Annotated in this window: 12 protein-coding genes; 10 read left to right on the top strand and 2 right to left on the bottom strand. The window is 62.4% G+C overall.

Annotation, left to right across the window (positions count from 1 at the left end):
- The first annotated feature begins 219 nt into the window (after positions 1–219).
- The 10 genes from LOM8899_RS01395 (at position 220) to LOM8899_RS01350 (ending at position 8,331) form a co-directional block, all read left to right on the top strand.
- Positions 220–1,302: a hypothetical protein gene (locus LOM8899_RS01395; RefSeq protein ID WP_093990370.1), complete on the top strand. Its 1,083-nt coding sequence runs from the start codon at positions 220–222 to the stop codon at positions 1,300–1,302.
- A gap of 76 nt (positions 1,303–1,378) precedes the next feature.
- On the top strand, positions 1,379–2,497 hold the full coding sequence (locus LOM8899_RS01390; protein ID WP_093990369.1) for a hypothetical protein: 1,119 nt from the start codon (positions 1,379–1,381) through the stop codon (positions 2,495–2,497).
- 83 nt (positions 2,498–2,580) lie between these two features.
- Positions 2,581–2,871 carry a hypothetical protein gene (locus LOM8899_RS01385; RefSeq protein WP_133064958.1) on the top strand — a complete coding sequence of 97 codons (291 nt, stop codon included), beginning with the start codon at positions 2,581–2,583 and terminating at the stop codon, positions 2,869–2,871.
- Positions 2,868–4,799, top strand: a complete 1,932-nt coding sequence (locus LOM8899_RS01380) for an AAA family ATPase (protein ID WP_093990367.1) — start codon at positions 2,868–2,870, stop codon at positions 4,797–4,799. Before LOM8899_RS01385 ends, LOM8899_RS01380 begins: the two co-directional genes overlap by 4 nt.
- Before the next feature lie 46 nt (positions 4,800–4,845).
- Positions 4,846–5,262: a hypothetical protein gene (locus LOM8899_RS01375; RefSeq protein ID WP_093990366.1), complete on the top strand. Its 417-nt coding sequence runs from the start codon at positions 4,846–4,848 to the stop codon at positions 5,260–5,262.
- The gene (locus LOM8899_RS01370; RefSeq protein ID WP_093990365.1) at positions 5,259–5,597 is read left to right on the top strand and encodes a hypothetical protein; all 339 of its coding nucleotides are present in this window, start codon (positions 5,259–5,261) and stop codon (positions 5,595–5,597) included. Before LOM8899_RS01375 ends, LOM8899_RS01370 begins: the two co-directional genes overlap by 4 nt.
- A complete protein-coding gene (locus LOM8899_RS01365; RefSeq protein ID WP_093990364.1) occupies positions 5,587–5,922 on the top strand; it encodes a hypothetical protein in 336 nt (111 codons plus the stop codon). The genes LOM8899_RS01370 and LOM8899_RS01365 overlap by 11 nt, the downstream gene beginning before the upstream one ends.
- Positions 5,923–6,031: 109 nt before the next feature.
- The gene (locus LOM8899_RS01360) at positions 6,032–7,423 is read left to right on the top strand and encodes a DUF6638 family protein (RefSeq protein ID WP_093990363.1); all 1,392 of its coding nucleotides are present in this window, start codon (positions 6,032–6,034) and stop codon (positions 7,421–7,423) included.
- A gap of 3 nt (positions 7,424–7,426) precedes the next feature.
- Complete coding sequence (locus LOM8899_RS01355; protein ID WP_306456439.1) at positions 7,427–7,690, top strand: hypothetical protein; 264 nt, start codon at positions 7,427–7,429, stop codon at positions 7,688–7,690.
- 17 nt (positions 7,691–7,707) lie between these two features.
- Entirely contained in the window at positions 7,708–8,331 is a 624-nt protein-coding gene (locus LOM8899_RS01350) for a DUF1523 family protein (RefSeq protein ID WP_093990361.1), read from the top strand.
- 127 nt (positions 8,332–8,458) lie between these two features.
- On the opposite strand, the gene LOM8899_RS01345 is transcribed toward LOM8899_RS01350, so the two are convergent.
- Positions 8,459–10,789, bottom strand: a complete 2,331-nt coding sequence (locus tag LOM8899_RS01345; RefSeq protein WP_093990360.1) for an aldehyde dehydrogenase family protein — start codon at positions 10,787–10,789, stop codon at positions 8,459–8,461.
- Positions 10,790–10,906: 117 nt separating this feature from the next.
- On the bottom strand, positions 10,907–11,902 hold the full coding sequence (deoC, locus tag LOM8899_RS01340; protein WP_245820404.1) for a deoxyribose-phosphate aldolase: 996 nt from the start codon (positions 11,900–11,902) through the stop codon (positions 10,907–10,909).
- Positions 11,903–12,157 lie beyond the last annotated feature (255 nt).

Below are 12,157 nucleotides of genomic sequence, written 5' to 3'. Positions count from 1 at the left end.
TTTTCCGATTTGCCTGCAGCGGGGCGTTGGTCTTCTTGTCCCATATTGCCGCGGGCCTCGTCCAGCGCTGCCGACCCGCCGTCCCGGGATTTTCCCAATTCGCCCCGGTTCTGCCTTGGTTCCGGCCAATAGCCCTGCTTTTAGAGGTTTTCCAGACCTGTGAATTCGCAGTATGATCCTGCATATTGCGGGCAACAGTTATTCAGCCGAGGGGTTAAAATGGCCGATTTCGACACTCAGATTCGTGAAAGTCAGACGCAGGTAGAGACGGCGCAGGCCAAGATCGCCGAATTGACCAGCCGTATCGAGGTAGCCCGTCAGAAGATGGCAGAGGGCACGGACATTTCCGTCGATATCGAGAATGCCACCCTTGAGGACGTGCATTCCCACACCGACCTGATGAACGCCAATATCGCCGAACTCATCATGGGATTGGACGACGTCACCGCCGCGTTCTCGAAAGACTTCGACGAGATGCGCTCGAAGACCGGCTGGGAGAGTTTTGTTGGGATGTTCTCTTCGGCCAAGGCCGACAGCATGCGCGAAGAGCGGATGCGCGCGGCCAGCATCGACGACAAGTTGCAGGATCTGATCGGAAAATCCGACGTGATCGTGCGCCTCTTGGACGGCCAATTGAAGATGCTCGAAGAGCAGAAGGTCAAGGTCGAGAGCAACCTGACCGTCACCTTGGAGGAGCGCGAAGCCACCGTCGCCGCACTTGAGGAAGTCCGCGCCGAGGTGTTGGGCATGGACCCCAAGATCATCGCGCTGGAGAACAAGATCGCCGTCGAACAGGATGCCGCGACCCGCACCCAGCTGGAGACCGAACTGGCTGCCCTGAACACCCGTTACAACGAACTGGTGCAGGACGAGCAGGTCAAACTGGCCAAGAGCCAGACCCTCGAGCGCTATATCGAAAAGGGCAAGACTTGGATCGACAGTCTGCAGAACCAGGCCGCGACCCAGATGGTGCTGATCAACAAATTGCAGACAGACACCAAGCAACGCGTTGTTCTCTATGACGCCCTGTCCAAGTCGCTCAAGACCGCGCAGCAGCAGGATGTCGCCCACCGCATCAACGAGATTGGCGTCAAGACCGACCAGGAGGCCCAGACCGCGATGGCCGCGATCGGCAGCGCCACAAACGCCCGGATGGCCGACATGCTGGAGGCCCACGAGGATCATATGGTCTTTGCCCGCGAGGTGCTGGAGCAGAAGGCCAAGGCCGACGAGCGTTTCATGCGCCGGTTCTCCAAGATCGTCGAGAAGCACGACAAGAACCTCTATGGAGCCGGCGAGTGAGTCACGCTGACTGCCGGTCTATCGTCCGCGGGGCTGACATCGGGGGAGGTGCGCGCCCAAGCGCATCCTGCGCCTGATGGTTGAGGCACCCACTCTCGACCACTTCAAGCTGGAGGACACCCGTGTCACCCGGCGCTACTTCGGCAAGTTCGACGCGATCACCGGCCATTTGGGCCGGGTCGCCGCCACGATGGAGGCCGAGGGCCGCCTGAACAAGCATGAGGTGGCGGGGCTGGCCCGATACCTCGTGGGCCTGAGCCTGACCTTTCGCGCACTTGCCCACAAATACCATTTCGCGGGCCGGTTCGCCCATGCCGGCAAGCTGACCTTCGATCGCGTCGAGAGCGGGTTTCCGGTCTTTTCCGAACTGATGGAAATGGCCAATGACGCCTTGCAGGCCGGTCGCCACCTTTCCACCATGCCCAGTCAGGACGAGTTGAAGGACGAGATGGTCCGCACCATCGTCGGCGAGCGTGAGATCCCCACCAAGCTGCAATATGCCCTGAGCCAGCGCCTCTATTACGAAGAGCTCAACAAGGGTCAGCTGTTCTGGGCCCGCAACGATCCCGAGGCCTTGTGGCTGGGCGACGAGGGTCCGCGCCGCCGCTACCTGATCCGCTGGGCGGTCTATGACAGCGAGGTCAACCTGCCGGTCATCTATCTGATGGAGGTCGAGGACAGCGGTAGATACGGTCTGCCCAAGGACGAGCGTCGCTGGCCGGAGGTGCAGGCCCATCTGATGGCCCAGGCCCTTGGTGGGCTGAAGCTGTTGACGATCGCCACCGGCTTTGACGCCGATTTCGATGATCTGCATCCGGTTCGACTGCGCCGGTTTCACATCGGCCCGATGTATTCCCATGCCTTTACCCGTCAGCACGGCCCGATCCGGGATGTGTTGACCAATGCCAAGGCACCGCAGGGCGAGGATTGGGCGCTGGTCTGGACCGAGGAGGAGCTGGTGTCGGAGCGCACCGAGCGCCAGAAATCCGGCTGGTTCGGATCGGTGGAGCGCCAGATATTCGCGCTTGACCCTTTTGCGGGCCGCGGCGCGGATACCGGCGCCACCCGGATGGAGCGCAGCATCATTCTGCCGGAGCGTCCGTATCAGGCCCTTGCCGAATTGAACCCGCCGGGATTTCTGGACGTGCGCAAATTCGTGGTGAGCGCCAAGGGACGGGTGTTGAGCTACAAATGACTTTTTTGCCTCCGGCGGCCGTATTTAGGGCCAAAAGAAGCGCAGGTCTCGCGCTGATGGTTTGTGCGGGGTGCGTGCCCCGGGTGAGTCCGACGGCAGCCGAGCTGTCGCAGATGGTTGACGAGGCTGGCGGGCGGTATGCTCCGGTTGCGGAGGTTTTGGCGGACCGGGGGTTTTTCCCGTTGGGCGAGGCATATGGTGGCCCGCATCCGCGGGCCGAAGCCGGTGAGTGCCTGGAGAAGGCCCGCGGCAATGCGATTTACGGCTTCGACGTGGTGCGCCTGTGTCACGACGGGGCGAATGCGGTCGAGGGGGTCTATGCGTTGCAGACCCATAGTGGTCAGGATTGGGTGGAAGTGAGGAGCGAGCGATGAGCCAAACGGCGGATCAGATGGAGTTGCGCGAGGAGGATATCGTCAAGCATTATCCAGCGGCCTTGGCGATGTTGCAGGGCTTTGACCATGCGCCCCGGATCGCGTCTGGAGGGGAGGCGCCCGCGCCGGAGCGGTCGTCGGGCATCGGCACCCGTCGCGCGTTTCGTTCGACTACGCCGGGGCTGGTCACCCGCCGCACGGTTCGCACCGAGGGCGTGCAGATCCTGGCGCAAATCGCGGAACTGGACGGCAGCGGCCTGATCTCGCCTGTGTTGGCGGCGGTGCAGAACGGGTTGCGCCGTGCCTTGGCCATCGCCCTGGCCGTGGCCGAGCAATATGCCGAGCGCACTGGACTAGCCGATCTCAAGCGCGCCAATCTGGCCGGCGCGTTGCCTGCCGATCAGGGGGCTGCGTTTTCCGAGATGCTGACCGCCGAGGCGCTCGTCACGCTGTATACCTTTGCCAACGCGACGGCGTTTTTGCTGGCCTCTCATGCCACTGAGGAGACCGTCGAGATCGGTGAGGTGGAGGAGGTGTTGACCGAGAACGGTCAGCTTGCCCTGCATGGCGTGTTGTGGGAGCTGGAGCAGGATCTGGAGGCATTTGCCACCACAGAGCCGCGCCTGACCGCCACCGTTTTGGCCTTTGCCGAGGCTCTGATGGCCAAGGTGGCCGCCCGTGCCAGCACTGCCGGCAGGCTGGAGCCATTTACCGGCGCGAGTTGGAAGGTGGAGGCCGATGGGCTGACCATTCAGGGCTTTGCCCCCGCCCACAAGGCCCGTGGTACCAAGTTGACCATGAGTTTCAAGAAGCCGCACGAGGTGGTGGGCAACCATATCGCCAAGTATCAGGCGCTGCGTCTGGCCAAGATGCTGATGGCCTATGATTTCGAGCGCAAGATGAACCCCTTTGCCGAGTTGGGCGGATTTATCTTTACCTTCATGGGCGATGGCGCGCCGGGCACCGGCAAGACGACCCTCATTCAGATGATGGCCGGATTGATCAATGACTACTGTCAGGTCGCCGGCTATGCGTTCCGCTATCAGAACCTGAGCACCGACAATATCGACAGTTATCAGGGCAAGTCTGGCCAGAACGCCCGCGCCTTTATCGACAACATCATCGATCCCAATGTGATCGGCTTTGGCACCATCGACGATATCGACACCCTTGCGGGCAAGCGCGGCGACCGCCAGTCGAGTGCCGGCCAGTTGGAGATCACCGCCGTCCTGATGGATGCCTTTGCGGGCGCCAATACGGTGGTGCGTGGCAACTGCACCTTCGGCATGTTTTCCAACTATCCCGAGAATGTCGATGATGCCCTGCGCCAGCGTGCCGGAGCCCGGTTTCTGGTGGATGGCCCCCAGACCCGCGAGGATTACATCGACATTCTCAGCCTGCTTCTCGGCAAGGAGCATGACATGCCGCTGGGCGATCACGATCTGTTTGCCGCACAGCAGATCCAGAAGGCCGTCGCCGCCTCGTTCGAGAGCCATGGGCGCCCCAAGGAAGAGGGCCTGTTGGCCGTGTGGGACAAGGTCGAGAGCAAGCTGGGAAAGCTCGATACCATCGCCAAGCTCGGCACCTATCTGAAGGGCATTCAGGAGGCGGACGAACGCTTTACCGGCCGTGCGATCAAGAACATCACCGACGCGGTGAAGGTCAGAGCGATGGACTTCGAGCTGCCTGACGAGTGGATGGAGAAGCCCGACCTGTTCCTGTTTCAGCCCTATGACCGCAAGCTGGAGATGATCTCTAGCCTGCGCAAGGAGATCACCGTCGACATGGTGATTCAGGAGATCAACCGCTACGCCGACAGCGAATTCCGCTATGCCGACAAATCGGACGAGGTGGCCATCGAAAACATGGTCCGCGACTTCGGTCGCACCGAAGAAGCCAAGCGCCGCTATCTCGCGAGCAAGGGGTGATCGCCGTGGCCGACCCTCGATCCGATTGTGACAGGAGGAGGCGGGAGTGAGCCCTAACGGCATCATCATTGCGCTGGTCATCTTTCTGGCGCTTGGCGCGCTGATGCAGCCGCTCCTGACGCTGGCCTATGGTCCCTGGCTGGTCTGGCTGGCGATGGCGGTCGCGCTGGGATGGTGGGTGCCGTCGCAGGTGAAGCCTTCGGAAAAGCCCGTCCGCGATGCCGGACGCCGTTTCGCGCTCGGCTCTGTGGCCGTGACCCTGATGAGCCTGCCTGTCGTCTATGCCATTGCCACGCTGCAACTGTCGGCCTTTGGCGAAGATGGCCCGCGCTGGGCATTCCAGTGGGCCAGCCCGCAAGTGTTCGTGGCGACCGTCGTGTTCCTCGCGCCGCTGGTCTATGTGCCGTTGCTCGGTGCCCGCTGCATGCTGATGTATTGGCGTGAGACTGGAGCGGCCCGGTGATCACCATTCTGGCAGTCTGCATATCGGTCGCCGCTCAGCTGGGCCTGATTTGGGTGGCGGGCGAAGTCACCAAGGGCATGCTCCCGGTGCCCGAAGGCCCCAACCGCATGATGCGCCGCTTTGCCATCTGGTTCGTTTCGGGCATGTTCAATGCCTTGCTGGTGAACCTGCCGCCGGTCTTCGTCAACTTGTTTCTGTCGATGGCGCTGGATGCGATTGGCGGCTGGTCGGACCCGCTGGCCTGGACGACGACCTTGGCCAATGTGGCCGGCTGGGCTTATCCAAGCTGGCTGGTCTGGGTCTTGTCGGACAAGGAGCGCGACGATGCTCGCTGATGGCTTGGTTTTGCCGGCGCTGGTTCTGGCCCTTGTGGGCTGGCTGGTGCCGCGCGGGCTGTCCGTGATGTTTCCCGAAGGGGTTCGGCCGCTGATGCTGTTGTCGCTGTGTTCGACGATCGTGATGTTCGTGCTGGGCTGTGCGTTCTTTGTCTCGATCTACGTGCTGCGCGGGGTGCCGCTTGCGGTGTTGTTCGAGGCCGGCGTGGCGGCGGCCGTCGTTCATTTTGGCCGCTTGGGCCTTGTCTCGGCCTTTATATGGGCCCCGATCATGATCCTGAGCATCGCCGGACTGCCGAAAACATGGGTGCATGAGACATGGTGATGCCCAAGTTGCAGGCGCAAGGGCCGTGCCTTGCTGGTTTGGCGCCCTGCGTCGTCCATTTTTCTTTGAGGGTGGTGCGCGGCCGGCGCACCCGGCATATGGTTGAGACATGAGACTGCTGATTGAAAAAGGCCTGATGTTCGGCAATCTGATCCGGGTGGAGAGCCCGGTCTGGGTGGAACGCTACAACCGCGCCTTGGAGCGGCTGACAGGCAAGCGCACCTCCTTGACGGATTTTCACATCGATATATCGGGCTATTCCCCCGAAGTAGGCGATGAGTTGGACGACATGGCCTATCTCAACCATGAGGGCGTCAATCGTCAGTTCATCCTGCTTACGACGGAGCAGAAGAAGGCGCCGCTGTTGGATGCCGCCTTTTCGACTTCGCGCGGGATATTGCGCCAGTTCATTCAGGAGAATGAGCCGCAGCTATTTGCGTTGACCGCTCAGGATGCGGTGGCGGGCGAGTTGGTGAATTCGGTCTTCACGGCCCCGACGGCCGCCAAGCTGTTCGACATTCGCTCCGTCACCATCGAGGCCGATACCACAAAGGGGACCGTCGCCACGGCCGAGCGGTTGGCCGCGATGATCAACCGTTTCAAGACGGAGCCGGATGCGTGGTGGGACGACGTCCTGATCGGCCGCATGATCGGACTTGCCCGTGAAACCGGCGATGTGACCCGCAATCCGGTGACCCTGTCCAAGATGACCTTCTCGCAGGAGAATTTCTGGACCTCGCTTTTCGGCGGTTTCTACGTCTTTCGCAATGTCGAGCACCCGGCGGTGATCGCCGCCGGCGATCCTGCCGCCTTGGGTGAATTACCCATCAGAACCGTCTTCGGACTGCGAGATCGCAGCGCGATTGCCCGCTTTCTCGAAGAAAACGCCCTCGTGGAGCCGATCGTGAAGGCCCGGGGCATCGACGCCGCGGCGATCCTGCATCAGAAGATGGATTTCATCGTGGCCGAAGTGGCCAGCGTCATGGGCGAGAGCCTCGAGGGAGCGACCCGCCGCGATCTGCGCAACTTTGGCCGCCGCTACGCCGCCCTTTTGCCGAAGGACTGGCAGGGCCTTGCCGCCCTTGCCCGCTGGGCCGAAGAAGACGGTCCGTGGCCCGAGATCGACAGCGAGCATCCGGCCTATTTCTATACCCTTCGCGCCCGCGATGTGCCCGATGTCGATCTGGTGAATATGCTGCTCGCCGAATTGTCGCCGCTGGACATCCGCCAGCTCTTCATCTGCCACAAGGAAGCCTTCTACCGCGCCTATGCCGGCTGGCCTCCGGAAAAGCAGGCCTATGTGGCTGATTTTCTGGCCAACGAATATATGGTAGACAAGTCGGGCACGCGGGCCGCACTCTTTGGCCACGAAGCGGGCATGGAAGAACCGAAGGCGGGCCCGTGGTCCCGATCGACCGTCGAACCACCGCCGCCGCCCAAGCCGGAGCCCGACCTGATCGACCTTGTCGGTCCTTGGGGCGCGGTGCCAAGAAGGAGATAGATCATGGGTGTGATCCGCCTGTTTTTCATAGCCTTTATCGTGCTGAGCGTCTTCTACGTCAGCCTGTCCCTCTATTCCCGCGCGGTGCGCCGTGGCAAGCTGGAGCAGCGATGGATCGAGGAGGGCCGCGAGGGCGATCAGGAGGCCTATGTGAAAGCCGGATTGGTCGACTATGACAGTTCGCTGCGCCGTCGCCTGATCCTTGGCGTCTATATCATCCCTATGGTGATCGTCGGCACGATCCTCTATCTCGTGAACTACACCTAATCACCGGGGGCCATGCTTTGGGCAGTTACATCAAGTGGACATTCTGGATCGTGGTCTGGGCTGTCGTGGCGGCGTTCTTTTCCTACGTGCTGCCACAGCGCGACATCGTCCGCGTGACCGGCACCGAGATCATTCGCACCGACTTCACGAACCTCAACCGCATCTTTTATGCCCAAGCCGACAGCGGCGCGGCAGAGCAGCCGACCCGTGACCTGCGTCTGATCAATACCGTTCGCTACGAGAAGGGTGTGATGGTCTATCGCAACGAGGATACGGGCTGGATCTGGCCGCCGTATTTCAAGTTCGACAGCTCGGATTTGCAGGCGGAAGCGCAGGATCTGATCTCGAGCTCGACCGACCCTCAGTGGGCCGTCGTTCTCCATTACGGCTGGCGCATTCGCTATCTGACGATCTATCCCAATGCCATCACGATCCGCCCGATCGATGATCCTACCGTTCGCCTGATCCCTTGGGTGAATATCGTGATCCTGCTGTTCTTTGCCGCCTTGGTCTGGGGCGTGACCGTCCGCTTGCGCCGTTTCAAGGCGCGCCGGATCGATCCTCGCCTGCAGCGTTTGGACGATGCGGTGGACGAGCGTCGCGCGGGGATTTCCCGGTGGTTTGCGAGTTGGCGTCGCTAGGATCGCGTTGCGCGGTCGTTCCGCCACTTTGAAGAGTGCCGAGATTGAATGGGGGGCCAGCCCCCCAAACCCCCCGGGATATTTCTGACCCAAAGAAGCCAAGGGCGCTGCTAGGCCGGCGGGCGTTTTATTCGCCGTAGGGAATCCAGATGGATTTGGTTTCCGTGGCCGCGGGTAGGAAGCTGTCGGCGTCGGGATTGGTCCAATCCCTCGATTTGCCGTTGTTGACCCATGTTCGTTTCAGATTGCCGCTGCTGGCCTTTTCGATCGTCTCGGAGAGATCGGTGGATGAAAAGCTCCAGACGGCGTCAATGTTGAGATGTGCCGCCAGCGTCGGCGCCAGTTCGGCGTGACTGCCGGTCAGGATGTTGACCACGCCGGCCGGCACGTCAGAGGTTTCCAGCACCTGGTAGAGGTCGGTTGCCGCCAGCGGGTAGGCTTCGGACCCGATGAGCACGGTTCGATTGCCCATCGCGATGGCCGGGGCCATTGCTCCGATCAGCCCGGCCAGTGGCGCGTCGTCGGCGCAGAGGGCGCCGATGATCCCGACGGGTTCGCGCATGGCCAGCGCCACCCCACGGATCGGCACACCGTGTGCGGCGCCGTCGTATTTGTCGGCCCAAGCGGCATAGGTGAACAGGGTGTTGATCGAAGCCTCGACCTCCTTGTTGCCATCCTTGCCGGTCATATCCTTGATCCGGTTTGCGAATTCACCCGCCCGCGCGGAGAGGTTTTCGGCGATGTAATACAGGATCTGCGCCCGCAGGTGCCCTGTCGTCTTGCCCCAGCCCTTGGCGGCGGCCGCCGCTTCGACAGCGTTCCGGACGTCTTTGCGGTTGGCGAGGCTGGCGTGCCCGAGCAGGGCGCCCTTGGGGCTGTAGACTTCGCGGGAGTAGCCACCGTCGGGCCGTGCCTGTTTGCCACCGATATAGAGCTTTGCCGTTCGGTCGAGGCCGTCGTGCCCGCCGGAGCCGCTGTGCGGCGCGATGGGTTTGAGCGTCTTCCCGGTCGTCTTGGGCTTGAGGTAGGCCGAAAGCCCGACCCAGCCGCCTTCGCGTCCGAAGCCGCTTTCGCGCACGCCGCCGAAGGGGGCGGCGGCGTCGAACATGTTGGTGCCGTTCACCCAGACCACCCCTGCCGTGAGCTTTGGCGCGATGTCGAGGGCGAGGTTGATATTCTCGCTCCAGACCGTCGCGGCCAGCCCGTAGCGCGTGTTGTTGGCCAGCTCCACCGCCTCGGCGGGCGTGCGGAAGGTTGTGCCGACGAGCACGGGCCCGAAGATTTCGGTTTGCATCAGCGGCGAGGCGGGCGACAGCCCGGTGATCAGTGTCGGCGGATAGAAGCAGCCGGTCGCGGGCAGCGGCGTGGCGGCGACGTGATGATCGCCTTCGGGGTGCGCGTCGACCAGGTCGGTGATGGTTTTCAGTTGCACCGGGTCGACGATCGCGCCGACGTCGATACATTTGTCGAGCGGATCGCCGATGCGCAGCCCGTCCATCCGCCGCCGCAACCGGGCGTGGAAGTCCTCCGCGATGGTTTCCTGCACAAGTAGCCGCGATCCGGCGCAGCAGACCTGCCCTTGGTTGAACCATATCGCGTCGACGAGCCCTTCGACCGCCGAATCCAGATCCGCGTCGTCGAAGACGATATAGGGGGACTTGCCCCCAAGCTCCAAGGTGAGCGCGATGTGGCGCCCTGCCGTCGCCTCGCGGATCAGCCGGCCCACGGCCGTCGATCCGGTAAAGGCGATCTTGTCGACGTCGGAGGCCACAAGGGCGGCTCCTGTGTCGCCGTCGCCGGTGATGATGTTGACCACGCCGGGCGGGACGCCGGCCTGGGTGCAGATCTCGGCAAAGACCATGGCCGAAAGCGATGTGTATTCGGCAGGTTTGAGTACCACTGTATTGCCCGCGGCGAGAGCGGGGGCGATCTTCCATGCCAGCATGAGCAGTGGGAAGTTCCACGGGATGATCTGACCGCAGACGCCGATGGGCTCGTGGTTGGGCTTTTCGGTCTCCAGAAGCTGGGCGAGGCCCGCATGGAAGTAGAAATGTCGCGCTGCCAGGGGCACATCGATGTCGCGCGATTCGCGGATCGGCTTGCCGTTGTCCAGCGTTTCGATCACCGCCAAGAGCCGGGAGTGCTTTTGAATCAACCGGGCGATGGCATAGAGGATGCGGGCCCGTCCGTGCCCGCCGAGCTTGGCCCATGCCGGTTGCGCCTTGCGGGCGGCTTTGACCGCCGCGCCGACATCCTCGGGAGTGGATTTCGTCATCCCGGCCAGACGTTCGCCCGTTGCCGGATTGTGGATGCTCATGTCATCCCGCAGCGGTCCCCATTTCCCGTTCACATAGGGACCGGCGATGCCGCCCCGATCGGCGAGCCATGCCAGCGCTTCGGCAGAGCTTTCGGGAGCGGGGCCATACTCCATGGTCTCGAAGATGTCCTTGACGGTCATGGCGTTGTCCTTTGGATGGCATCGGGGCGCGAACAGGGTTCCAGTCCGGGCTGCGTGTCTATGAGGGTGAACCGGGTCATGTCTTCATCTTGGCCAAAAAACTCAATTCGCAACGTCTCACGCCAGCGCATGCCGCCAGCCAGCCGAGTAGGCCCCGGTGACGTGGTGTTCGAGTTGCCGTTCGATATCGCCAAGCAGCGACGAGGCGCCGAACCGGAACAAGTCTGGCTGCAGCCAGCGGTCGCCCAGTTCGTCCTTCATCATCGCCAGATATGTGATGGCATCTTTCGCCTTGGAGATCCCGCCGGCGGGCTTGTAGCCGACCTTGATCCCGGTGCGGGCCTCAAAGTCGCGGATGGCACGGATCATGGTGAGCGTGACGGGCAGGGTGGCGTTGACGGATTCCTTGCCGGTCGACGTCTTGATGAAATCGGCCCCGGCCATCATGCAGATCAGGCTGGCCCGTGCGACGTTGCGTAGCGTGCCAAGCTCGCCGGTGGCGAGGATCGCTTTGACATGGGCCTCGCCGCAGGCCTCTCGGAAGGCCCGCATTTCGTCGTAGAGCGCCTGCCAGTTGCCTGACAGCACGTGCCGCCTGGAGATCACGATGTCGATCTCCTTTGCCCCCGCAGCGACGCTTTCCTTGATCTCCTGCACCCGGAGGTGGAACGGCGACAGACCGGCCGGAAAGCCGGTCGAGACGGCCGCCACTGGAATGCCGGAGCCGTCGAGTGCGGCAACGGCGGTTTCCACCATGTCGTGATAGACGCAGACGGCCCCAACAGTGAGCCCCGTCATTCCGAGCGCGTCGAGCAATTCGGGCGAGACAGGCTGCCGCGCCTTGGCACAGAGCCGTTGCACCCTTGCCGCCGTGTCGTCGCCTGCCAGCGTCGTCAAGTCGATGCAGGAGATCGCCTTGCAGAGCCAGGCCGCCTGAAATTGCTTCTTGACCGACCGCCGACCCGGAAGCGTGGCCGCCCGCCGTTCGATGGCGGAGGTATTGGCCTGCACGCGCGCGACCCAATCCATATCGAGTTCCATGCCGTCGTTGCGCGGCAGATGGAGCTGCGGAAGCTGGGCGGTGTCGCTCTTGGTAGGGGTTTGGGTGTGCACGTCTGTCGCCTCCGGCTTTGCCGGCCGACCGTGACATGGCTCTGCGCCTTTGGCAAGAGTTGACCAATTGGTCAAAAACGCCTGCTGCACCCATCTTCGACGAATTTGGTCACGCGCTCGCCGCACTTCAAACACGAACACTCTTTAGGGGATTAGGCCTAATCTACGCTAAATTGGAGCAAACCCGTGGACATCTTTATCTCGCCTGTCATGAACCTCGCCGCTTTCCTGTGTGGAGCCGCCGCGATGTATATC

The sequence above is a fragment of the Flavimaricola marinus genome (genome assembly GCF_900184895.1).
Taxonomy (GTDB): domain Bacteria; phylum Pseudomonadota; class Alphaproteobacteria; order Rhodobacterales; family Rhodobacteraceae; genus Flavimaricola; species Flavimaricola marinus.
Note: the sequence above shows the minus strand (reverse complement) of the source record. Positions and strands in the feature narration are given on the sequence as shown.